Here is a 21,080-nt window from a genome sequence, read left to right as displayed (position 1 = left end):
GGCCGTTCTCATTCACGGGAACGGCGGTCCGTTATCGACGCGCTCTTCGTAGCAGGCCGTTGTACATGGCCGGGTGACCCGACCGTCTACTACCTGTACGAGGAGTTGATCCCCATGTCCGAGGTCAAGCTCGCCGCTGAGACCCGCACCGCCTTCGGTAAGGGTGCCGCCCGCAGCATCCGCCGTGAGAACAAGGTCCCGGTCGTCCTTTACGGGCACGGCACCGAGCCCCAGCACCTCACCCTCCCGGGCCACGAGCTGCTGCTCGCGCTGCGCACGCCGAACGTCCTGATCTCCCTGGACATCGACGGCAAGGGCAACGAGCTGGCGATCCCGAAGGCCGTCCAGCGCGACGCGATCAAGGGCTTCCTGGTCCACGTCGACCTGCTGCTCGTCAAGCGTGGCGAGAAGGTCAACGTCGAGGTCCCCGTGCAGACCGAGGGTGACCTCGCCGCCGGCAACTACCTGCTGGAGCACGTCCTCAACGCGCTGCCGGTCGAGGCCGAGGCGACGCACATCCCCGAGGCCGTCACCGTCTCCATCGCGGGCCTGGAGGCCGGTGCCTCCGTCCTCGCCAAGGACATCAAGCTGCCCGCCGGTGTGAGCCTGGCCGTCGAGGACGACGCCGTCGTCCTCCAGGTCCTGGCCGCGCAGGCCGAGGAAGCCGCGGCCGAGGGCGACGAGGCCGCCCAGGCCTGAGCCTTCGGCGGAGACGCCGGTTAAGCTCCGAGCCGCCGTTCCCTGTTCAGGGGGCGGCGGCTTCGCCGTGTATCAAGGAGACTTCCCTCATGACCACCCCCACCTCCACCGACCCCTGGCTGATCGTCGGCCTCGGGAATCCGGGGCCCGAGTACGCGATGAACCGGCACAACATCGGGTTCATGGTGGCCGATCTGCTGGCCGAGCGGATGGGGGGCCGGTTCAAGCGGGCCGGCAAGGCGCAGGCACAGGTCCTGGAGGGCCGTCTCGGAGCGCCGGGTCCCGCGAGCCGCCGAGTGGTCCTGGTCAAGCCGATGTCTTTCATGAACCTCTCCGGTGGACCGGTGAACGCCCTCCGCGACTTCTACAAGGTCCCCCTCGCGAACATCGTCGCCGTCCACGACGAGCTGGACATCGACTACGGCACGCTGCGGCTGAAGATCGGTGGGGGTGACAACGGTCACAACGGGCTGAAGTCCATGACCAAGTCCATGGGCGCCGAGTATCACCGGGTGCGCTGCGGGATCGGCCGCCCCCCGGGCCGCATGCAGGTCGCCGACTTCGTCCTCAAGGACTTCTCGTCCACCGAGCGCAAGGAGCTGGACTGGTTCGTGGACCGGGCCGCGGACGGGGTGGAGGCGCTGGTGACGGAGGGGTTGGAGCGGGCGCAGCAGGCGTACAACTCCTGAGGGGGTACGGGAGGGGTACGTGGGGGCGAGCCTGAGGGGCCACTACGTGAGGGTTACCGCGTAGGGGCTACCCCCGAAGGGCTACCTCGCAGGGCCTACCCCCGAAGGGCTACCTCGCAGGGCCTACCCCCGAAGGACTACCTCGCAGGGCCTACCACTGAAGGGCCGCCCCGAGTACTACCTCCCAAGCGCTACCCCTGGAGCGCTACCTCTGAAGGGCTACCCCTCAAGTACCGCCTCCCCTGACCAGCCAACATTGACGGACCGCGTAGGCATGGCCAATGATCCCGGCCATGCCAGCCTCCCGCCGTCGTCGCCGGGCGGCCCCGCCCCGTCGTTCCCGGTCGTCCGCGTTGCGCGTCGGCCGGGTCGTGTCGATGGGCCTGGTCGCCCTCCTGATCCTGATCGCGGGCGTCTGGGCGTCCTGGGGCACGGCGCAGCACGTGATGCTGCCGGGCGGCCGGGAGAGAGGGACGCTGAAGGTGACCGCGTGCGGGGACGACGCGTGCACGGGCCCGTTCACCCCGGCCTCGGCAGGCGCGACCCCGCGCAAGTCGATGACGATCCCCGAACCGATCGCGGTGAAGATCGGCCAGACCTACTCCGTGATCATCAAGCCCGACTCCACCGAAGCCGTCCGCTCCGGCCCCGCCGGCATCCTCTACGCCTGGGTCCCCCTCGGCGGCGCCCTCCTCCTCACGTCGGTAGTAGTAGCCGGCGGCCTCAGCCGAACCCGCCTCGGCTGGCTCCTGGCGGGGTCGGGGGTGGCGTTGGTGACGGCGGCGTTCTTGGCGGTGTGAGGGGACGAGGGGAAGGGGCCTCCACGACCGACGAGCTGAACGAGGCGCAGCCGGACGACGCCGAGCCGTCCCCCTCCCTCCGAACCACCCCCCACCCCACCAACCGTTCCGCCACGAACGTCGAACTCACCCGGAACTCCCGAGCCGGCGCCACCGCAGACACCCCCCTCCCGATCCCGACCCACCACACCCACCCGCACCCCCACGAACTCCGCCCGCGCTTCCCGCACTTCCGCGCTGCCGCGCCGCCGGGCACACCCCCTGAACACCCGCGCACCGGCCCGCCGATACAGCAACGCGTCGACCAGTACCCGGCGTTGCTCGCCCCTGGCTGAAGCCTCACGGCCTCACGTCGCCGTAATTGGCGCGCACCGAGCACTACGACGCACCCGCAACCCCCAACAACCCCAAAGGGCGCCCCAGTCCCCCGGAGCGCCCCTCGAACCGCCTTGCCGTCAGCCGGTGTTGCGCAGCCCAGCCGCAACCCCGTTGACCGTCAGCAGCAAGGCACGGGACAGCACAGGGTCAGCCGGCTCGCCCGCCGCGGCGGCGTCTCGCTGGCGCTTCAGGAGGGTTACCTGGAGGTAGGAGATCGGGTCGAGATAGGCGTCCCGGATGGCGAACGTCTGCTTCAACACGGGCTGCGCTTCGAGGAGTTCGCCCTCGCCGGTGATCTTCAGGACTTCGGCGACGGTGAGGGCGTGCTCGGCCTGGATGCGGTCGAAGACGTGCTTCAGCGCGTCCGGGACGAGCGTGTCGACGTAGTGGGAGGCGATGCGGAGGTCTGTCTTGCCCAACGTCATCTCCACGTTGGAGATGAAGTTCTGGAAGAAGTGCCACTGCCCGTGCATCTCGTCGAGGACGGAGTCGAGCCCGGCCTCGCGCAGGGCCTTCAGACCGGAGCCGACGCCGTACCAGCCGGGGACGATCTGGCGGGACTGGGTCCAGCCGAAGACCCAGGGGATGGCCCGGAGACCGTCGAGCCCGGCGCCGGAGTCGGGGCGGCGGGAGGGGCGGGAGCCGAGGTGCAGCTCCGCCAGCTGGTCGACCGGCGTCGAGGCGAAGAAGTAGGCCGGGAGGTCGGGGTCCTCCACCAGCTCCCGGTACGCGGCGTGCGCGGCGTCGGAGACGACGTCCATCGCCGCGTCCCAGCGGGCCAGCGCCTCGTCGGACTGACGGGGAGCCGTGTGGAGCGCGGACGCCTGGAGTGTCGCGGCGACCGTCAGCTCCAGGTTCTCCCGGGCCAGCGAGGGGATGAGGTACTTGTCGGAGATGACCTCACCCTGCTCGGTCACCTTGATCTCGCCCTCAAGGGTGCCCCAGGGCTGGGCGAGGATCGCGTCGTGGGACGGGCCGCCGCCACGGCCGACGGTGCCGCCGCGACCGTGGAAGAGCCGGAGTCGTACCCCGTACCTGTGGGCTACGTCGCGAAGGCGACGCTGCGCGCGGTGGATCTCCCACTGGGACGTCGTGATACCCCCGAACTTCGAGGAGTCGGAGTACCCGAGCATGACCTCCTGCACATCACCCCGGAGAGCTACGAGCCGTCGGTAGGACGGGTCGGAGAGCATCTCCTCCAGGATCGTGTCGGCGGCCTTCAGCTCGTCCGTCGTCTCCAGGAGCGGCACGATGCCGATCTTCGCCCACCCGGCGTGCAGATCGATCAGGCCGGCCTCGCGCGCCAGGACGGCGGCGGCGAAGACGTCGTCCGCGCCCTGGCACATGGAGATGATGTAGGACTCGATGACCTCGGGGCCGAACACTTCCAGGGCCCGCTTGACGGTGAGGAAGACGCCGAGGGTCTTCTCCCCGGCCGCGTCGACGGGGGCCGGGGTTCCCGCCAGCGGGCGGCGTGAGCGCAGCTCCTTGGCGAGGAGCTTCGTCCGGTACTCGCGCGGCATGTCGGTGTAGCGCCAGGACTCCTCGCCGAGCCGGTCGAAGAGCTGGCCGAGGGCGTGGTGGTGGGCGTCGGCGTGCTCGCGGACGTCCATGGTGGCGAGCTGGAGGCCGAACGCGGCGAGCGTGCGGATCGTCCGGTTCATGCGGCCGTCGGCGAAGAGCCCGCCCCGGTGCCGGCGCAGGGACGTCTGGATCAGGGTGAGGTCGGCGAGGAGTTCGCTGGTGCCGAGGTAGTCGCGGCCCTCGGCGTGCGGGATGCCCTCGGCGAGGCGCTTCTTGGTGTTCTCCAGCTTCTGCCGGATGCAGGTGGCCTTGAGCCGGTAGGGCTCCTCGGCGTTGAGGCGCTTGTAGCGGGGGCTGATCTCCGGGAGGCGTTCGAGGTCGAGCGCGAGGGAGTCCAGTAGCTCCTGGGTAGCACCGGTGTAGCGGATGGAGTTCGACAGAAACCCGCGCAGTTCGTCGATGGTCTCCAGCGCGTCGTTGATGCCGTGTTCGTGCTGGAGGATGAGGACGTCCCAGGTCACCTGGGGGGTGACGTTCGGGTTGCCGTCGCGGTCGCCGCCGATCCAGGTGCCGAAGGTGAGGGGGCGGGTGTCCTCGGGGAGGGTGACGCCGACGCGCTCCAGTTCGGCCGTCAGGTCCTCAAGTACGTCACCGACCGCGTTCGCGTGCAGCTCGTCCAGGTAGTAGATGGCGTTGCGGGCCTCGTCGGCCGGCTCGGGGCGTACGACCCGTAGCTCGTCGGTCTGCCACACCAGGTCGATGTTCTCCGCCAGGCGGGTGTCATACCTGCGGCGGTCGGACTCGATGACCGGCGTCTCCAGGAGGGCGGCGATGCGGCGGAGCTTGTTCAGCACGGACCGGCGGGCGGCCTCGGTGGGGTGGGCGGTGAAGACGGGGCGGACGTTCAGGTTGCGGACGCTCTCGCGGACGTGGTCCTGGTCGGCGTCCTTGAGGCGGTCGGCGGTGCGGGCCAGCAGTCCGCCCTCGGCGGCGCGGCGGGCGCGCAGTTCGCGGCCCCGGTGCACCTGCTCGGTGACGTTGGCCAGGTGGAAGTAGGTGGAGAAGGCGCGCACGAGCTTGGCGGCGGTCTCCAGCTCCGTACCGCGCAGCAGCTCGGCGGCTGCCTCGCCGTCCTCCCGGGTAAGACGGCGGACCTTCTCGACGAGGTCGAGGAGTTCGGGACCTTCCTGCCGTACGAGGGTCTCGCCCAGGAGGTCACCCAGCCGGCGGATGTCGGCGCGCAGCTCGGCTGAGGTGGTCTGGTCGTCGGCACTGCTCACAGGTGCGGCTCCTTGCAGTGGTGAAGCTCATCTGGCATCTGGAGGAAACCCCGAGGTCAGGCGGGTACGCGGCTGGCTTTCGCATACAGGCCGGACATCCGGGAAGAAATCAGAGCGGACCGCGCTGTCCGACCGAGTCCAAGGATAGGTGTCCGACGGCACGCGCAGGCGGTGGGGCTCTTGCCGCACCGACGCGCACTGCCATACTTACGACGCCGTAGGTTACGGAACCGTAAGAAACCGAACCCGGCGCGGGACCGCCGTCCAGATCCGGCAGGTTCCGGGTAGTCCGATCCGCACCCTCGACCCCACAGGGGACGCCCCATGGCCACAAGCTCCGAAGTGATCGACGACGCGCTGGAGGCGACGCCCGGCGCTCCGGCGCAGTCCGCGACGCTGGGCGGGGAGCAGAAGCGTTCGATCGAGCAGATCACGCTGCTCCTCTTCATCATCGTGCCGTTCCTCGCGATCCTGGCGGCCGTGCCGCTGGCGTGGGGCTGGGGGGTGAGCTGGCTCGATCTCGGCCTGCTGGTCTTCATGTACTTCCTGGGCTGCCACGGCATCACGATCGGCTTCCACCGGTACTTCACGCACGGCTCGTTCAAGGCGAAGCGCCCGTTGCGGATCGCGCTCGCGATCGCCGGGTCGATGGCGGTCGAGGGGCCGCTGGTGCGGTGGGTCGCGGACCACCGCAAGCACCACAAGTTCTCCGACGCGGAAGGTGACCCGCACTCGCCGTGGCGGTTCGGGGAGACGGTCCCCGCGCTGCTGAAGGGGTTGTGGTGGGCGCACATCGCGTGGATGTTCGACGAGGAGCAGACGCCGCAGGAGAAGTACGCGCCCGACCTGATCAAGGACCCGGCGATCCGGGCGATCTCGCGGACGTTCATCGTGTGGGCGTTCCTCTCGCTGGCGATCCCGCCGCTGGTGGGCGGGCTGGTGACGATGTCCTGGTGGGGCGCGTTCACCGCGTTCTTCTGGGGTTCCCTGATCCGCGTCGGCCTCCTGCACCACGTGACCTGGTCGATCAACTCGATCTGCCACGCCGTCGGCAAGCGGCCCTTCAAGTCCCGGGACCGCTCCGGGAACGTGTGGTGGCTGGCCGTCCTGTCCTGCGGGGAGTCCTGGCACAACCTGCACCACGCCGACCCGACGTCCGCGCGCCACGGCGTGGAGCGCGGCCAGATCGACTCCTCGGCGCGGCTGATCCGCTGGTTCGAGCAGGCGGGGTGGGCGTACGACGTGCGCTGGCCGTCACGCTCGCGTATCGATTCGCGCCGCAACACGGGTGAGGACGGCTCCCGGCGGAAGAAGGCGGCCGTCGAAGCGGCATGATGGACGCCGTGGCCACCGATCCCAGCAGCACCGAGAGCAACGAGAAGCCCCGGCGCGCGCGCCGTACCCGGATGACCGGTGCGGAGCGCCGCCAGCAGTTGCTGGAGATCGGGCGCACGCTGTTCGCGGCGAAGGGGTTCGAGGCGACGTCGGTGGAGGAGATCGCGGCGAAGGCCGGCGTCTCCAAGCCGGTCGTGTACGAGCACTTCGGGGGCAAGGAGGGGCTGTACGCGGTCGTCGTGGACCGTGAGATGCGGCGGCTGCTGGACATGGTGACCAGTTCCCTGACGGCCGGGCACCCCCGCGAACTGTGTGAGCAGGCCGCGTTCGCCCTCCTCGACTACATCGAGGAGTACACGGACGGTTTCCGCATCCTCGTCCGCGACTCCCCCATCCCCCAGTCCACCGGCTCCTTCGCCTCCCTGATCTCGGACATCGCGACGCAGGTGGAGGACATCCTGGGCCGCGAGTTCAAGAGCCGCGGCTTCGACCCGAAACTGGCCCCCCTCTACGCCCAGGCCCTCGTCGGCATGGTCGCGCTGACGGGTCAGTGGTGGCTGGACGTCCGCCGCCCCAAGAAGGCGGAGGTCGCCGCCCATCTGGTCAACATCGCGTGGCACGGACTGGACGGCATGGAGGCGAAGCCGCATCTGATAGGGCGCCGGAAGTCGTAGCGGTCAACGCCGCGCGGCCCGTTCGCTCGTCGCGGTGACCTGCCGCCCGTTTCTGCGGCTACCGTGAAGGCGCGGAAGCAGAATCCCGTCCATGGGAGGGATCACCATGACTGCCGAGCCGGTCTCCAGCACGCGTTGGCCTGTACCGCCGCCCGAGGGTTACACCGTGGACGATCTGTTCACCCTGCCGGACCTCCCGCCGCACACCGAGTTGCTCGACGGGAGTCTGGTCTTTGTGAGTCCGCAGCGGACGTTCCACAGTCTGATGATCGACCTGTTGATGACGGGGCTGCGTGCGACGGTTCCGGAACACCTGAAGGTCCGCCGTGAGATGACCGTCGTTCTGAACAACCGCAACGGCCCGGAGCCGGACATCTCCGTGCTGCGCGCGACAGCGCAGACCGACATCAAGCAGACGCGGTACGAGGCGAGGGACGTGGTGATGGCCGTCGAGGTCGTCTCCCCCGACTCCGAGGCACGCGACCACGACACGAAACCCCGGAAGTACGCCGCTGCGGGCATCCGGCACTTCTGGCTCGTGGAAATGGGCGACACCGACCCGCACCCCGTCGTCCGCGTCTACGAACTCGACCCCGTGACCAGGTCCTACGGCCTGACCGGGACGTTCCACGGGCACATCAAGGTGACCGCTCCTTTCGACATCGCCGTCGACATCAGCATGGAGGCGCTGGACAAGCTGTAGCCGTCGGCTCCAGAAACTCCAACCGGTTCCCCACCGGATCCGCCGCGTAAAACCTCCGATGCCCCGGAAGCCCGTCGTCCCAGGTCACCGGTGTGCCATGGGCCTCCAGTCGGGCCGCGTACGCCTCGATGGCCGTCACCCGGAGCCCGGGGTGGGCCTTTTTCGCGGGTCGGAAGTCGGTCTCGATGCCGAGGTGGAGCTGGACAGTCCCGGCCGCGAACCAGCAGCCGCCGCGTGCGGCGAGGGCGGGGGGCTTGGGGAGTTCGGTCATGCCGAGGGTGGTGACGTAGAAGGCGCGCAGGAGGGGCTCGCTGCCGGGTAGGGCGGCGAGTTGGACGTGGTCGAGGGAGATGAGCACGGTTACGACGTCCTTGTGACGACCGCGAACAGGCGGCGGAAGGGGAGGACAGTGCCGTACGGCTGTCGCGGGTACGCCCCCCGCAGCAGTTCCCGGTACTCCTCGACGAACGCGTCCCGGGCCTCGGGGTCGTTCGCGAGGGCGTCCAGGGCGGGGCGTAGGCCCGTGCCCTTGACCCAGTCGAGGACGGGGTCGTCGCCGGGGAGGACGTGGAGGTAGGTGGTCTGCCAGAGGTCGGCGGTGGGGCCGAGGCGGGTGAGGTAGGTCTCCGGCGGGTGGACGGAGGTCCGCTCGCGCAGGACGTCCGCCAGCCGGGACTTCCAGCGGGGCGTGTCCGCGAGGTCCCGCATCAGCGCGTGGAGGGGGGCGTCGATGTTGTCCGGGACCTGGAAGGCGAGGGTGCCGCCGGGGGTGAGGGCGTCGAGCCAGCCGGGGAGGGCGTCGAGGTGGCCGGGGACCCAGTGGAGCGCCGCGTTGGAGACGATGAGGTCGTACGGTTCGGCCGGCGTCCAGGTCGCGAGGTCGGCGTGGGCGAAGTCGAGGTTCGGGGTGGTGTGGGCCGTCGCGTCGGCCAGCATCTGGGGGGAGTTGTCGTAGCCGGTGACGTGCGCGGTGGGCCAGCGTTCGGTGAGGAGCCGCGTGACGTTGCCGGGGCCGCAGCCGAGGTCGGCGATGCGGGGCGGGGTGCCGGGGAGGTCGGGGACCCGGGCGAGGAGGTCGGTGAAGGGGCGGGTGCGGTGGGCGGCGTGGCGGAGGTACTGGGCGGGGTCCCAGGAGGGGTTGGTCATGAGGCCAGCTTGGCGGAGCGAGTCTCTCGACGTCAAGAGACTTGACATCAAGAGACTTCATGTCGACACAACCACTACACTGATCGCCATGGAGGACGAGGTCGATCGGCTGGTCGCGGCATGGCGTCGGGAACGCCCGGACCTCGACGTGGAGCCACTCGAAGTGCTGAGCCGGGTCAGCAGGCTGGCCCGCCACCTGGACCGCGCACGCCGGCTGGCGTTCGCGGAGCACCACCTGGAGCCGTGGGAGTTCGACGTCCTGACGGCCCTGCGCCGGGCCGGCTCCCCCTACCAGCTCTCCCCCGGCCAGCTCCTCACCCAGACCCTCGTCACGTCCGGCACGATGACCAACCGCATCGACCGCCTGACCCAGAAGGGCCTGGTGGAACGCCTCCCGGACCCGACGGACCGCCGAGGCGTCCTGGTCCGCCTGACGATGGAGGGCCGGGACCGAGCGGACCAGGCACTGGCCGGCCTGCTCGCCCAGGAACGGGCGATCCTGGCGGAGCTGTCGACCGCACAGCGGGGTGAACTGGCCGCGCTGCTGCGCCAGTTGACGGCCCCCTTCGACAACATCCCCGGCTGACCGGCCCGTCGAAGGCGAGGGGGCCGTCTCGACTCAAGGCGTCAGAAGGTCAGTCGGTCGAGGATGCCGGCCAACTTCGCCGGGTCCAGCAGGAATCCGGTGTGGCTGGTGGCCAACGTGTGGACGTCGTACGGGTTGTCGGGGGTCAGGGCGTCGCACTCGGCGATCAGTCGGTCCTGCATGGCCAGGGGGAGCGACCGGTCGTCGGTGAGACGGACGTAGGTGCGGGGGATGGTGCCCCAGGTGTCGGCGTGGCCGCGCGCGTCGGACGTCATCACCGCCAGGGACTCGTCCGGCTGGAGGATGTTGAGGAAGGTCCGGAACTGGTCGTCGGTGCCGTCCGCCATGATCGCCGCCTTGGCGGCGGAGAACAGCTCCGGGTCGGCGGTGCGGAAGTTGGCCCGGCCGACGCCCAGTTCGGCGGGGTCGCCGACGTTCAGGGCGGCCAGAGGGGCGAGCAGGTTGTCGCCGAACTCGGGCTCCTGCATGTACTCGACGGGGTTCGCGCGCCGCACGCACGACCACGCGGAGACGTAGACGAGCCGGCTCACCAGCTCCGGGACCGCGTTGCCGACCCCGGTGACGGTGGTCCCGCCGAGGCTGGCCCCCACGAGGACCACCGGCCCGTGCGGGGCGACCCGCCGGACGACGTCGACGACCGTGTCGACGTTGTCCCGCAGGGTGACCCCGGCCAGCGTCGACGGTTCGGCCGCCCACGCGTCGAGGTCCTGCGGGGCCTGGTAGTTGGCGGAGTACCGCGCGTCGAAGCCGTGTCCCGGCAGGTCGACGGCGAGGCTGCGGTGGCCGAGCAGCGCCAGTTCGCGCTGGACGGGGGTCCACATGAACGAGCTGGTGCAGGAGCCGTGCACGAGGACGAAGGTGGGTGTCATACGAGTCGGTCCAATGTCCGTTGGGCATGCCGAGGATGGCCGGGTGAACCCGCGGGACAGGGTCATGCGACCTCAGTGGTCCACTTGATGACGAGGACCCTAGCCGGTCCTTGATCACTGGCGCAGACAATTAGTTGTCACGCCAACTGCCCGCCCCGTTCCACCACTTCACCGGCGAGATCCACCGGCCCGACCCCCGCGCGCCGTGCCAGCGCGACCGCCGCCAGCGTCGAGTGGACGCCCAGCTTGCCCAGCACGTTCTGCATATGGGTGCGGACCGTGTGCGGGGAGAGGAACAGGCGTTCGGCGACGGCCTTGCGGCCGAGCCCCGCGACCATGCAGCGCAGCACCTCGCGCTCCCTCGGCGTGAGGGACTCCACCAGCCGTTCGCTCTCGGTGCGGTGCTTGCGGGCGGCCGTCAACTCCCGCAGAACGCCGGTCAGTAGCGCGGGCGGCAGATGCGTCTCGTCGCGCAGCACCCCCCGGATGACGGTCAGCAGCCGGGACAGGGAGCAGTCCTTGGCGACCCATCCCGACGCCCCCGCCTGGAGGGCGAGCGCGGCCCGGCGCGGGTCGTCCTTCTCCGCGAGGACGACGACCCTGACGTGCGCCTGCGCGGCCCGGACGCCGGAGACCAGCGAGATGCCGTCCACGTGCCCGTTCTCGCCGACCTCGTGGACCGGCGCGGCCCGCAGGCCCGGCAGGACGGCGCCCAGGTCGGCGTCGACGAGGAGGACGTCGAAGCGACGCCCCTCCGCCGCCGCGCGCTCCAGGCTGCGCATCGCGGCGGGGCCGCTGCCCGCGGCGGACACCTCGACGTCGGGCTCGGCCGCCAGTGCCGCGGCGAGCGACTCGGCGAAGATGCGGTGATCGTCGACCACCAGAACACGGATGCGAACCACGAAACCCCCTTCCCGAGCTCTTCGAGAGAGCAGGGGAGACCCCAGAAAACAGAGAAAGACCGGAGACCGACGGCTGCGGGTACGACGCCCGTGGCGCGGGTGCCGCACGGCCGCCGCCGTGCGCGTACTGCTACCCCCACCGCGAGTGCCGTACCCGGCTGTCTCGTCCCCTGAACGGCACCGGCCCCCCGCCGGTGTTGTTCACAGAGTAGGCCCGGGAGCACGGAGCGGAAGCGATTTCGCAGAACTGGTCGGCCGACGCGTTTATGGTGAGGCGCATGTTCAGTTACGAGACGGAAGTGGACAACTCACGACGCGCCCGGCTCCGGACGAGGCTCCGCGCGGCCAACACTGAGGCGTCCCCGATCCTCCGCTCCCTGCACGACGCCCACGAAACCCCGTTACACATCTGGGCCACCACCCCCGCCAACCCCCTCTGCGGCGGCCTCGTCGGCTACACCTGGGCGTCCTGGCTCCACGTCACCTACCTCTGGGTCGACCCCGCCTTCCGAGGCACCGGCCTCGGCACGGGCCTCCTCACAGAAGCGGAACGCGTGGCCCGCGAGGAACGCGACTGCGTGGCCGTCCGGTTGGAGACGTGGGACTTCCAAGCACCGGACTTCTACCGCAAGTTGGGCTACGACGAGGTGTGCGCCATCCCGGACTACCCGCCGGGGGTCACGGAGTTCACGTTCACGAAGCGGCTGGGGTAGGCGTGGTGGGCAGGTCGGCGGTCTCGACCGTCCAGGTGCCGAGGTGCGTGGCGACAGCGACCGGTTCGCCGTACGGCATCCGCAACCGATTCCGGTAGCCGAACTCCCCGCCACCGAACCCCCATTGGTAGGTCCAGGTGGCGTCGCGGGGGTCGAGGATCAAGTAATGGGGGATACCCATGGCGGGGTAGTCGCGGGTCTTGTGTTCGTAGTCGTTCTCGGGGTTCGAGGGGCAGACGATCTCCATCGCAAGGACGATCTCGCGGGGGTCGAGGGGGTCGTCGGTGTCCATCGCGGCGGCCGAGCAGACTACGAGGTCGGGGACTCGGAGTGTGCGGAGGGTTTCGTCCTCTGTATCGGTCGGGCCGAACGTGTGGAAGCCCGAGGGGAGTTGGGGGTCAAGGCGGCGGGTGAGCAGGGCGGCCGTCAGCTGATGGCGGGGGCTGCGGGCCGGGGTCGGTACGAGGCGGCCGGCGCTGATCTCGGGCCAGGTGAAGCCGGGCGGCGGAGTGAAGTGGTCACGTACGGCACGCAGTTGCCGGTACAGGGTCCGCTGAGTCATGGGGCCTCCCGCGTTCAGTGTGGCGGGCTGAGGGAACTACCCGCCGGTACCGGCGTACGGTGTGCGGCAGGAACTCGCGCCGGAGAACGGGGGGTTCAGCTGTGGCAGGCAGTTCACCGGAGCGGTACTCGCGTGAGGGGACGCCGCTCGGGCGTAGCGCTGAGGAGATCGTGTTCGCGCATGACTACGGCACGGAGACGGCGCGCTCCCGGAAGTTGTGGTGGCGGGTCCGGGACCTGCTGCGTCGGCCGGTGAGGAACAGCGGCAGGCAGCGCTGAAGGGGTGCCCGAATCTCAGGGCACCCCTTCAGGTCGGGTCAGACCAGGCGCCGGGCTCCCGGTGCCGGGACCGCCTCGAAGACGCGTGGTGCGGTGAAGCCCGCTGCCGCGAAGGCCTCTTCGACCGCCTTCGTGATGGCGGGGACGTCCGCCTCCTCCGCGAGGACGATCGCGGAGCCGCCGAAGCCGCCGCCCGTCATGCGGGCGCCGACCGCGCCGGCCGCGAGGGAGGAGTCGACGACGAGGTCCAGCTCGGGGCAGGAGATGCGGAAGTCGTCGCGGAGGGAGGCGTGGCCCGCCACGAGGATGGGGCCGATCTCGCGGGCGCCGGCGCCGGTGGTCATGAGGGTGACGACGCGTTCGACGCGCTCGTCCTCCGTGACCACGTGCTTCACCAGGCGGCGGATCTCCTCGTCGTCGATCCGGGCGAGGGCCTCGTCCAGGTCCGCGTACTTCACGTCCCGCAGCGCCGTGACGCCCAGGATCGCGGCGCCCTCCTCGCAGCCGGCGCGGCGCTTGCCGTACTCGCCCTCGCTGTGGGCGTGCTTGACCTGGGTGTCGACCACCAGCAACCGCATACCCTCGGCCGACAGGTCGAAGGGGATCTGCTTCTGGGAGAGGTCGCGGGTGTCGAGGAAGAGCGCGTGGCCCTCCTCGCAGCACGCCGAGGCCGTCTGGTCCATGATGCCGGTCGGGGCGCCCACGTAGACGTTCTCCGCGCGCTGGCACAGGCGGGCCAACTGCCAGCGCTGGAGGCCGAGTTCGTAGAGGTCGTTCAGGGCGAGGGCGACGACGACCTCAAGGGCGGCGGAAGAGGAGAGGCCCGCGCCCGAGGGGACCGTGGAGGTCAGGTGGATGTCCGCGCCGCGCACCGCGTGGCCCGCTTCGCGCAGCGCCCAGACCACACCCGCCGGGTACGCCGTCCAGTTCGTGTCGGAGCCCGGTTCCAGGACCGAGACCTCGACGACACCGCCGTCCACGTCCGCGGAGTGCAGGCGCAGGACGTCGTCCTCGCGGCGGGAGACCGCGGCGATCGCCGTGTGCGGGAGGGCGAACGGCATGACGAAGCCGTCGTTGTAGTCGGTGTGCTCACCGATGAGGTTGACGCGGCCGGGGGCCGCCCAGACGCCTTCCGGGATGGAGCCGTACAACTCCTCGAAACGGTCCCGGACTTGCTGTGCGCCCAACTCAACTCTCCTTCGAAATCTGCTGCGCGAATGCCCACGCGTCGGCGACGATACCCGCGAGGTCCGCGCGGGACGGCTGCCAGCCCAGCTTCTCGCGGGCGGTGGCGGCGGAGGCGACGAGGACTGCGGGGTCGCCGCCCCGGCGGGGGGCCACGATCTCGGGGATCGGGTGGCCGGTGACCTGGCGGACCGTGTCGATGACCTGGCGGACGGAGAAGCCTTCGCCGTTGCCGAGGTTGCAGATCAGGTGCTCGCCCGCGACGGCCGCCTTGAGGGCGAGCAGGTGCGCGTCCGCGAGGTCCGCCACGTGGATGTAGTCGCGGATGCAGGTGCCGTCCGGGGTCGGGTAGTCGTCCCCGTAGACGGAGATCGCGTCCCTGCGACCCTGAGCCACCTGAAGTACCAGGGGGATGAGGTGCGACTCGGGGTCGTGCCGCTCGCCCTGGCTGCCGTACGCGCCGGCGACGTTGAAGTAGCGCAGCGAGACCGCGCCGAGCCCGTGCGCCTGGGCCTCGCTGGTGATCATGTAGTCGACGGCGAGCTTGGTCGCCCCGTAGGGGTTGGTCGGCTTGGTGACGGCCGTCTCCGGGATGGGGACGACGTCCGGCTCGCCGTACGTGGCCGCCGTCGAGGAGAACACCAGCTTGCGGACGCCCGCCTCACGCATCGCGCCGAGCAGCGCCATCGTGCCGCCGACGTTGTTCTCCCAGTACTTCTCGGGTCGTACGACCGACTCCCCTACCTGAGAGCTGGCCGCGAAGTGCAGGACGGCCTCGTACGAGTCGTCGAGCCACTTGCCCGCGTCGCGGATGTCGCCCTCGACGAAGGCGGCGCCCGCCGGGACGCCCTCGCGGAAGCCGGTGGAGAGGTTGTCGAGCACGGTCACTTCGTGGCCGGCCTCCAGGAGGTGCTGGGCGACCACGCCGCCGACGTATCCCGCCCCGCCTGTGACCAGGTACTTGCTCATGAACTCGCTACCTCTCGGAGTCGCTCGGCCGCGCGCTCCGGGGCGATGTCGTTGATGAACGCGCCCATGCCCGACTCGGAGCCCGCGAGGAACTTCAGCTTGCCGGAAGTGCGGCGGATCGTGAAAAGCTCCAGGTGCAGCGCGAAGTCGTCGCGGCTGACGCCGTCGAACTCCTCCAGCTGGCCGAACGGCGCCTGGTGCCAGGCGGCGATGTACGGCGTCACCGGCTGGTCCTCGCCGAAGATCCGGTCGAAGCGCCTCAGGAGCTCCAGGTAGACCTTGGGGAACTCGGCGCGCGCGTCCTCGTCGAGCGCGAGCAGGTCCGGGACCCGGCGCTTCGGGTAGAGGTGCACCTCGTAGGGCCAGTGCGCGGCGTACGGCACGAACGCGACCCAGTGCTCGGTCTCCAGTACGACCCGCTCACCCGCGAGTTCACTCTCAAGGACGGCGTCGAAGAGGTTCTCCCCGCCGGTCGCGTCCTTGTGCGCGGCGACCTGGCGCAGCATCAGGGCGGTGCGCGGGGTGGTGAAGGGGTAGGCGTAGATCTGGCCGTGCGGGTGGCCGAGGGTCACCCCGATCTCCTCGCCCCGGTTCTCGAAGGCGAACACCTGCTGGACGGAGGGCAGATGCGACAGCTCGGACGTCCGGTCGGTCCACGCGTCCAGGACCAGGCGCACCTGGTCCTCGTCGAGGTCGGCGAAGGACTTGTTGTGGTCGGACGTGAAGCAGACGACCTCGCAGCGGCCCGAGTCCCCGGCGAGCGAGGGGAAGCGGTTCTCGAAGACGACGACGTCGTACGACGAGTCGGGGATCTCGCTCAGGTTGTCGCCCTGGGTGGGGCACAGGGGGCACTGGTCGGCCGGGGGGTGGTAGGTGCGGCCCTGGCGGTGCGAGGCGATGGCGACCTGGTCCCCGAGGAGGGGGTCGCGGCGTACCTCCGAAGTAGTGACCGTGCGGTCGAGTGGACGGCGGTCCACCGCGTCGCGCACGGAGTCGTCCCGCAAGTCGTAGTAGATCAGCTCACGACCGTCGGCCAGCCGGGTCGAGGTCTTCTTCACCGTCGGACGCTCCGTCCTTCATGCCGCACATCAGACTTCCAACAGAACCAAACACATAGAAACATAAACCACCGCACGACCACGAGACAAGGCACGTCGCCATGCATCCATCCGGGTACCTCTCGGCCGAGCTGCGGCTCCCCGTCAACGCGCTCGACTACACGATTCTCGGCATCTACTTCGTCGTCGTCCTCGGCATCGGGTTCGCGGCGCGGCGGTCCGTGAAGACCAGCCTCGACTTCTTCCTCTCCGGACGGTCGCTGCCCGCCTGGATCACCGGGCTCGCGTTCATCTCCGCGAACCTCGCCGCGACCGAGATCCTCGGGATGGCCGCCAACAGCGCCCAGTACGGGGCGTACACCGTGCACTGGTACTGGATCGGCGCCATCCCCGCGATGGTGTTCCTCGGGCTCGTGATGATGCCCTTCTACTACTCGTCGAAGGTGCGGTCCGTGCCCGAGATGCTGCTCCTGCGGTTCGACAAGTGGGCGCATCTGCTCAGTTCCGCGCTGTTCGCGTTCGCCGCGATCCTCATCGCCGGGGTGAATCTGTACGCGCTCGCCATCGTCGTCGAGGCGCTGCTCGGGTGGCCCGAGTGGGTCGCCATCCTCGTCGCCGGGTTCTTCGTGCTCGCGTACATCACGCTGGGCGGGCTCTCCTCGGCGATCTACAACGAGGTCCTCCAGTTCTTCGTGATCCTCGCGGCGCTGATCCCGCTGTCCGTGCTGGGGCTGAAGAAGGTCGGGGGGTGGGGCGGGCTCACGGACTCCCTCAAGGCGACCCACGGTGAGGACTTCGTCTCCGCCTGGGGTGGTACGGGTATCGGCAGTGCGAATCCCCTAGGGGCCAACTGGCTGACGATCGTCCTCGGGCTCGGGTTCGTGCTGTCCTTCGGGTACTGGACGACGAACTTCGCCGAGGTACAGCGCGCGCTCTCCGCGAAGAACCTCTCCGCCGCTCAGCGGACGCCGCTCATCGCCGCGTTCCCCAAGATCTTCATCGTGTTCCTCGTGATGATCCCGGGGCTCGTCGCGGCAGTGCTGGTGCCGAAGATCGGGACGTCCGGGTCCGACCTCCAGTACAACGACGCGATCCCCTACCTCATGGAGCAGCTCCTGCCCAACGGGGTGCTCGGGATCGCCGTCACCGGGCTGCTCGCCGCGTTCATGGCGGGGATGGCGGCGAACGTGTCGTCGTTCAACACGGTGTTCACGACCGACATCTGGGCGAAGTACGTCGTGCGGGACCGGGAGGACGCGTACTACGTGCGCTTCGGGCGGCTGATCACGGCGATCGGTGTCGCGGCGTCGGTCGGGACGGCGTTCCTGGCGTCCTCCTTCTCCAACATCATGAGCTACCTCCAGACCCTGTTCTCCTTCTTCAACGTCCCGATGTTCGTCGTCTTCGTCGTCGGGATGTTCTGGAAGCGGGCGTCGGCGAAGTCCGGGTTCTGGGGGCTGCTGGCCGGCACCACGGCCGCGATGATCAACTACTTCGTCTTCTACAAGCAGGACGTCATCAGCATCCCCACCGACCAGGGCGCCAACTTCGTCTCCGCGATCGCCGGGTTCGTCGCGGGCGCCGTCGTCATGGTGGCCGTCTCGCTCTTCACGGCGCCGAAGCCGGAGTCCGAACTCCAGGGGCTGGTGTACGGGACGCGCTCCCCCGGCATGTCCGAGGCGCCCGGCGCCGGGGACGACGCGTGGTACCGCCGCCCGGCCCTGCTGGGCTGGAGCGCCGTCGTCATCGCCGCCGCCTGCTACATCCCGTTCTCCTTCTGAGAGGCTCGCCATGTCCGACCACTACTCGGAAAACGACGTCCACCGCGAGGTGACGGCCCTGGAGGAACAGTCCACCACCGCCGCCCGCATCTTTGATCTGCGGCGCATCATCGGGGGGTTGTTCGTCGTCTACGGGGTGATCGTCACGATCACCGGGATCACCGACGGGGACGCGGAGATCGACAAGGCGCAGGGGATCAACATCAACCTGTGGACGGGGGTGGGGATGCTGGCGCTCGGGGTGTTCTTCCTGGTGTGGCTGTGGGTGCGGCCTACTCCGCCGCCGGTGCCGGTGCCTGCGGCGCCGGACGAGGAGGGGAAGGGGGCGGAGTGAGGGTGGCTTCGCCGAGGCGGACGAGGCCGGTCGGCGCGGTGGCTTCTCAGGCTCCCTGACCCTGGGGCCCCTGTAGTGACGCCCGGTCCAGCAGCCCCGTCCGTGCTGCCAGGGCCGCTGCCTCCAGGCGGGAGCCGACGCCGAGTTTCATGAGGACGCGTTGGACGTGGGTGCGGGCGGTGGACGGCGCGATCCCCATCCCCGCCGCGATGAGCCGCGTGTCCTCCCCGTCGGCGACGCGCACCAACACCTCGACCTCGCGGGGGGTGAGCATCTGGAGGAGGCGTTGGCCTTCGTCGTCGGGTTGGGCGGCGGGGTTGAGGAGTTCGCTGAAGGCGGTTTGGAGGAGTTGGGGGGCGACCGCAGCCTCGCCCGCTCTGGCCTTCATGATGGCGCGCTCCACGCCTTCTATGCGTTCGTCGTGGCGGACGTACCCGGACGCGCCCGCCGCGAACGCCGCCGCGATGCCTCGGGGGCTCGGGACGGGGCCGAGGACGAGGACGGCGACCTGGGGGCGTTCGCGTTTGATGCGGACGACGGGGTCGAAGGTCCCCGGTTCCGCGGGCGCGGCCGTGCCCAGCAGGCACACCTCGGGCGCTCTGGTGATGACCAGTTCCGCCGCACCGGCGGCGGGCGCGGCGGCGGCCAGCACGCGGTGGCCCCGCAGTTTCAGCGCCGAGGCCAGTGCCTCGGCGAGCAGGCGGTGGTCATCGACCACCATCAGCCGCACTCCCATCGAGCAACCCCCCAGTCCCCCCATGGATGCCCAACCCGGACAGTTTCACGCGGACATCACCCCCCGGTACCCCCGCCTTTTCATGCCCCCGGAAGCTACACGCTTGTTCGACGTCGCGCGCCCCCTACACGTGAGAAGTGCCCCGGATCGCCGAAAATCCTCTCATTCACGAGCGAGGAAGGGTACGGGCCGGATAGGCGAACGGCCCTGCCCCCCGTAGTACTTGAGGGGCAGGGCCGTGATCGGAACCGGTCAGGAACCGGTCCCGTAGGCGATCGCCAGCTTCGTGTCCGAGATGGTCGCGCTCACGAACGTCTGGGACAGGAACAGGTGCCCCTGGGAGTAGAGGATCTCCGAGAGCCGCCCCGGGGACATCCGCGTCTCGATACCCGCGATGTCCTGGGAGTCGGGGTTGTGCATCAGGGTCGTCTCCTTGAAGGTCGTCCCGTCGATGCTGACGACCCCGCCGCCCTTCTCGTACGACGCCACCTTGTAGACGAGGAGGTTCGTACCGTCCATGCGGATCGGGTAGAGGTCGTGGTCCGGACCCCCGTCCGCACGCTGACCGGTCTGCTTGCCGGTGACGACGTCGAAGGCGACGAGTTGCTTCGTGCTCGACGTGCCGCCCGAGCCGACGCGGTCCTCGGTCTGGATGTACAGCCGGTCGCCCCCGGCGATCACGCCGCTGCACCCGTCGACGTGGGAGATCCGGCACTCGGCGCCGTACTCGTCCCCCGGCACCGAGATGCGCGCACGCAGCGCACCCGTCTTGTTGTCGATGGAGAACAGGTCCGACAGGGCACTGCCGTCCCCCGCGCTGTCGCCGACGTCCGCACCGACGACCAGCGGGTCGGTGGAGATGATGTTCGCGTACTCGATACCGGCCGCCAGCTTGTACTCGGAGAGGACCTTGCCGGTGACCGGGTCGAGGGTCTGGGCGCTGAGGGCCGGGTTGTCGTAGTCGCCGCACTTGCGCAGGGCGACGAGCTTCGGGCCGCCGCCGTAGCCGACGTCGTGGCAGGTGTCTGCGGCCTTCGGCGCCCACAGGGGCTTGCCGGTGGTGAGGTCGAAGGCCGCGCCGCCGCTGGTGCCGCTCGCGGCGACCGTGTTGCCGCTGACCGTCACCTCGTCGAAGGCGAGCGCGTAGTCACCGGCCGAGGCCGTCTTCGTCCACAGCAGCTTCCCGGTCGTCAGGTCCAGGGCGCCGATCTGGCTGCACTGCTGGTACGTGGCTTTCGTCGGCTTGGCGGGCCGGAAGAGGATCGCCGTCTTCGTGCCGTCCGTGCCCTGCCGACTGCTCGCCCCGCACACCGGGCCCGGGAGCTTGGCGGTCCACAGCTTCGTCCCCTTGTCGGCGTCGTAGCCGTTCACCTCCGAGGGGCCCGTCTTCGCGAACACCTTGCCGGTGAGCCACGAGCCGTCCGTCTGGAGGCTCTCGCCCTTCGCGAGCGGCGGCACCGGCAGCTCGAACAGCACCTTCGACGCGGGGTCGGAGGGCGCCTTCTCGGCACCGGCTCCCCCGCCGGCCACCGGAGCCGCGCTCGGCTTGTCGCCCTTCTTCGCCTCGTTCTGCGGGGACTTCGAGTTCGAGTACCAGTATCCGCCGCCGATGATCAGCGCCATCGCGACGAGGGCGGAGGCGACGATCGCGACCTGGGCCTTCAGACCGTTGTCCCCACTCGCCGCCTGCGCCTGCATGGGGGCGGTGGGAGGGGAGGGGGGGTTGTACGGGGGCTGCTGCGCGGGGTACCCGTACGACGCCGGGGACTGGGGCTGAGGCGGGGCGGGGTAGCCGTAGGCGGGCTGGGGGGAGGGCTGGGGGTAGCCGTAGGCGGGGCCGGGGGGTGAGGGTGGGGGG

General features: G+C 69.8%; 22 protein-coding genes. 11 read left to right on the top strand and 11 right to left on the bottom strand.

Annotated elements, in window-relative coordinates:
• Window positions 1-114: 114 nt before the first annotated feature.
• The 4 genes from ACVNF4_RS12240 to ACVNF4_RS12225 all read left to right on the top strand — a co-directional run bounded on the left by ACVNF4_RS12240 (window position 115) and on the right by ACVNF4_RS12225 (window position 2,523).
• Window positions 115-699 carry a 50S ribosomal protein L25/general stress protein Ctc gene (locus tag ACVNF4_RS12240; RefSeq protein ID WP_461802784.1) on the top strand — a complete coding sequence of 195 codons (585 nt, stop codon included), beginning with the start codon at window positions 115-117 and terminating at the stop codon, window positions 697-699.
• Between the two features lie 89 nt (window positions 700-788).
• Window positions 789-1,388, top strand: a complete 600-nt coding sequence (gene pth / locus ACVNF4_RS12235; protein WP_461802783.1) for an aminoacyl-tRNA hydrolase — start codon at window positions 789-791, stop codon at window positions 1,386-1,388.
• Between the two features lie 293 nt (window positions 1,389-1,681).
• On the top strand, window positions 1,682-2,188 hold the full coding sequence (locus ACVNF4_RS12230) for a hypothetical protein (RefSeq protein WP_461802782.1): 507 nt from the start codon (window positions 1,682-1,684) through the stop codon (window positions 2,186-2,188).
• Complete coding sequence (locus ACVNF4_RS12225; RefSeq protein ID WP_461802781.1) at window positions 2,185-2,523, top strand: hypothetical protein; 339 nt, start codon at window positions 2,185-2,187, stop codon at window positions 2,521-2,523. The genes ACVNF4_RS12230 and ACVNF4_RS12225 overlap by 4 nt, the downstream gene beginning before the upstream one ends.
• A gap of 120 nt (window positions 2,524-2,643) precedes the next feature.
• Here ACVNF4_RS12225 and ppc read toward each other — a convergent pair whose 3' ends face one another.
• On the bottom strand, window positions 2,644-5,370 hold the full coding sequence (gene ppc / locus ACVNF4_RS12220) for a phosphoenolpyruvate carboxylase (RefSeq protein ID WP_461802780.1): 2,727 nt from the start codon (window positions 5,368-5,370) through the stop codon (window positions 2,644-2,646).
• Window positions 5,371-5,694: 324 nt separating this feature from the next.
• On the opposite strand from ppc, the gene ACVNF4_RS12215 reads away from it, so the two are divergent.
• The 3 genes from ACVNF4_RS12215 (at window position 5,695) to ACVNF4_RS12205 (ending at window position 8,082) form a co-directional block, all read left to right on the top strand.
• Window positions 5,695-6,705 (top strand): acyl-CoA desaturase, encoded by a 1,011-nt coding sequence (locus ACVNF4_RS12215; protein ID WP_461802779.1) that lies wholly within the window; start codon window positions 5,695-5,697, stop codon window positions 6,703-6,705.
• Window positions 6,702-7,379, top strand: a complete 678-nt coding sequence (locus ACVNF4_RS12210; RefSeq protein ID WP_461802778.1) for a TetR family transcriptional regulator — start codon at window positions 6,702-6,704, stop codon at window positions 7,377-7,379. Before ACVNF4_RS12215 ends, ACVNF4_RS12210 begins: the two co-directional genes overlap by 4 nt.
• A 106-nt stretch (window positions 7,380-7,485) precedes the next feature.
• The gene (locus tag ACVNF4_RS12205; protein ID WP_461802777.1) at window positions 7,486-8,082 is read left to right on the top strand and encodes a Uma2 family endonuclease; all 597 of its coding nucleotides are present in this window, start codon (window positions 7,486-7,488) and stop codon (window positions 8,080-8,082) included.
• Here ACVNF4_RS12205 and ACVNF4_RS12200 read toward each other — a convergent pair.
• Together ACVNF4_RS12200 and ACVNF4_RS12195 are read right to left on the bottom strand one after the other, a co-directional pair.
• Entirely contained in the window at window positions 8,054-8,440 is a 387-nt protein-coding gene (locus ACVNF4_RS12200) for a VOC family protein (RefSeq protein ID WP_461802776.1), read from the bottom strand. The two genes, ACVNF4_RS12205 and ACVNF4_RS12200, sit on opposite strands and share 29 nt — an antisense overlap.
• 2 nt (window positions 8,441-8,442) lie before the next feature.
• Window positions 8,443-9,228 (bottom strand): trans-aconitate 2-methyltransferase, encoded by a 786-nt coding sequence (locus tag ACVNF4_RS12195; RefSeq protein WP_461802775.1) that lies wholly within the window; start codon window positions 9,226-9,228, stop codon window positions 8,443-8,445.
• Between the two features lie 88 nt (window positions 9,229-9,316).
• Between ACVNF4_RS12195 and ACVNF4_RS12190 the strand changes: the two genes are divergently transcribed.
• Entirely contained in the window at window positions 9,317-9,814 is a 498-nt protein-coding gene (locus ACVNF4_RS12190) for a MarR family winged helix-turn-helix transcriptional regulator (protein ID WP_461802774.1), read from the top strand.
• A 41-nt stretch (window positions 9,815-9,855) separates the two neighbouring features.
• Here the strand turns inward: ACVNF4_RS12190 and ACVNF4_RS12185 are convergent, their stop codons facing one another.
• Together ACVNF4_RS12185 and ACVNF4_RS12180 are read right to left on the bottom strand one after the other, a co-directional pair.
• Window positions 9,856-10,704 carry an alpha/beta fold hydrolase gene (locus tag ACVNF4_RS12185; protein WP_461802773.1) on the bottom strand — a complete coding sequence of 283 codons (849 nt, stop codon included), beginning with the start codon at window positions 10,702-10,704 and terminating at the stop codon, window positions 9,856-9,858.
• A 137-nt stretch (window positions 10,705-10,841) separates the two neighbouring features.
• Window positions 10,842-11,606, bottom strand: a complete 765-nt coding sequence (locus ACVNF4_RS12180) for a LuxR C-terminal-related transcriptional regulator (RefSeq protein WP_461802772.1) — start codon at window positions 11,604-11,606, stop codon at window positions 10,842-10,844.
• 266 nt (window positions 11,607-11,872) lie between these two features.
• Between ACVNF4_RS12180 and ACVNF4_RS12175 the strand changes: the two genes are divergently transcribed.
• Window positions 11,873-12,319, top strand: coding sequence for a GNAT family N-acetyltransferase (locus ACVNF4_RS12175; protein WP_461802771.1), 447 nt, complete (start codon window positions 11,873-11,875; stop codon window positions 12,317-12,319).
• On the opposite strand, the gene ACVNF4_RS12170 is transcribed toward ACVNF4_RS12175, so the two are convergent.
• From ACVNF4_RS12170 to galT, 4 genes are all read right to left on the bottom strand, one after another.
• Window positions 12,300-12,881, bottom strand: coding sequence for a Uma2 family endonuclease (locus tag ACVNF4_RS12170; protein ID WP_461802770.1), 582 nt, complete (start codon window positions 12,879-12,881; stop codon window positions 12,300-12,302). The genes ACVNF4_RS12175 and ACVNF4_RS12170 overlap by 20 nt on opposite strands.
• Before the next feature lie 316 nt (window positions 12,882-13,197).
• A complete protein-coding gene (galK, locus tag ACVNF4_RS12165) occupies window positions 13,198-14,346 on the bottom strand; it encodes a galactokinase (protein ID WP_461802769.1) in 1,149 nt (382 codons plus the stop codon).
• A 1-nt stretch (window position 14,347) separates the two neighbouring features.
• Window positions 14,348-15,313, bottom strand: a complete 966-nt coding sequence (gene galE, locus ACVNF4_RS12160; RefSeq protein WP_461802768.1) for a UDP-glucose 4-epimerase GalE — start codon at window positions 15,311-15,313, stop codon at window positions 14,348-14,350.
• Window positions 15,310-16,371 (bottom strand): galactose-1-phosphate uridylyltransferase, encoded by a 1,062-nt coding sequence (gene galT, locus ACVNF4_RS12155; protein WP_461802767.1) that lies wholly within the window; start codon window positions 16,369-16,371, stop codon window positions 15,310-15,312. Before galT ends, galE begins: the two co-directional genes overlap by 4 nt.
• A gap of 101 nt (window positions 16,372-16,472) precedes the next feature.
• On the opposite strand from galT, the gene ACVNF4_RS12150 reads away from it, so the two are divergent.
• Window positions 16,473-18,152, top strand: coding sequence for a sodium:solute symporter family protein (locus ACVNF4_RS12150; RefSeq protein ID WP_461802766.1), 1,680 nt, complete (start codon window positions 16,473-16,475; stop codon window positions 18,150-18,152).
• A gap of 10 nt (window positions 18,153-18,162) precedes the next feature.
• Window positions 18,163-18,486, top strand: a complete 324-nt coding sequence (locus tag ACVNF4_RS12145) for a hypothetical protein (protein ID WP_461802765.1) — start codon at window positions 18,163-18,165, stop codon at window positions 18,484-18,486.
• Between the two features lie 46 nt (window positions 18,487-18,532).
• Here ACVNF4_RS12145 and ACVNF4_RS12140 read toward each other — a convergent pair whose 3' ends face one another.
• Window positions 18,533-19,222 carry a helix-turn-helix transcriptional regulator gene (locus ACVNF4_RS12140; RefSeq protein ID WP_461802764.1) on the bottom strand — a complete coding sequence of 230 codons (690 nt, stop codon included), beginning with the start codon at window positions 19,220-19,222 and terminating at the stop codon, window positions 18,533-18,535.
• A gap of 252 nt (window positions 19,223-19,474) precedes the next feature.
• The coding region (locus ACVNF4_RS12135; protein ID WP_461802763.1) for an outer membrane protein assembly factor BamB family protein at window positions 19,475-21,080 on the bottom strand (1,606 nt) is incomplete at its 5' end.

The organism is Streptomyces sp. S6, from assembly GCF_054880855.1.
This window is presented reverse-complemented; position numbering and strand designations above follow the sequence as displayed.

Bases quoted from the DNA above. Each gene is read 5' to 3' on its own strand.
- ACVNF4_RS12240 (WP_461802784.1), top strand. From the start codon at position 115: ATGTCCGAGGTCAAGCTCGCCGCTGAGACCCGCACCGCCTTCGGTAAG.
- pth (WP_461802783.1), top strand. From the start codon at position 789: ATGACCACCCCCACCTCCACCGACCCCTGGCTGATCGTCGGCCTCGGG.
- ACVNF4_RS12230 (WP_461802782.1), top strand. From the start codon at position 1,682: ATGCCAGCCTCCCGCCGTCGTCGCCGGGCGGCCCCGCCCCGTCGTTCC.
- ACVNF4_RS12215 (WP_461802779.1), top strand. From the start codon at position 5,695: ATGGCCACAAGCTCCGAAGTGATCGACGACGCGCTGGAGGCGACGCCC.
- ACVNF4_RS12210 (WP_461802778.1), top strand. From the start codon at position 6,702: ATGATGGACGCCGTGGCCACCGATCCCAGCAGCACCGAGAGCAACGAG.
- ACVNF4_RS12205 (WP_461802777.1), top strand. From the start codon at position 7,486: ATGACTGCCGAGCCGGTCTCCAGCACGCGTTGGCCTGTACCGCCGCCC.
- ACVNF4_RS12195 (WP_461802775.1), bottom strand. From the start codon at position 9,228: ATGACCAACCCCTCCTGGGACCCCGCCCAGTACCTCCGCCACGCCGCC.
- ACVNF4_RS12190 (WP_461802774.1), top strand. From the start codon at position 9,317: ATGGAGGACGAGGTCGATCGGCTGGTCGCGGCATGGCGTCGGGAACGC.
- ACVNF4_RS12185 (WP_461802773.1), bottom strand. From the start codon at position 10,704: ATGACACCCACCTTCGTCCTCGTGCACGGCTCCTGCACCAGCTCGTTC.
- ACVNF4_RS12175 (WP_461802771.1), top strand. From the start codon at position 11,873: ATGGTGAGGCGCATGTTCAGTTACGAGACGGAAGTGGACAACTCACGA.
- ACVNF4_RS12170 (WP_461802770.1), bottom strand. From the start codon at position 12,881: ATGACTCAGCGGACCCTGTACCGGCAACTGCGTGCCGTACGTGACCAC.
- galE (WP_461802768.1), bottom strand. From the start codon at position 15,313: ATGAGCAAGTACCTGGTCACAGGCGGGGCGGGATACGTCGGCGGCGTG.
- ACVNF4_RS12150 (WP_461802766.1), top strand. From the start codon at position 16,473: ATGCATCCATCCGGGTACCTCTCGGCCGAGCTGCGGCTCCCCGTCAAC.
- ACVNF4_RS12145 (WP_461802765.1), top strand. From the start codon at position 18,163: ATGTCCGACCACTACTCGGAAAACGACGTCCACCGCGAGGTGACGGCC.
- ACVNF4_RS12140 (WP_461802764.1), bottom strand. From the start codon at position 19,222: ATGGGAGTGCGGCTGATGGTGGTCGATGACCACCGCCTGCTCGCCGAG.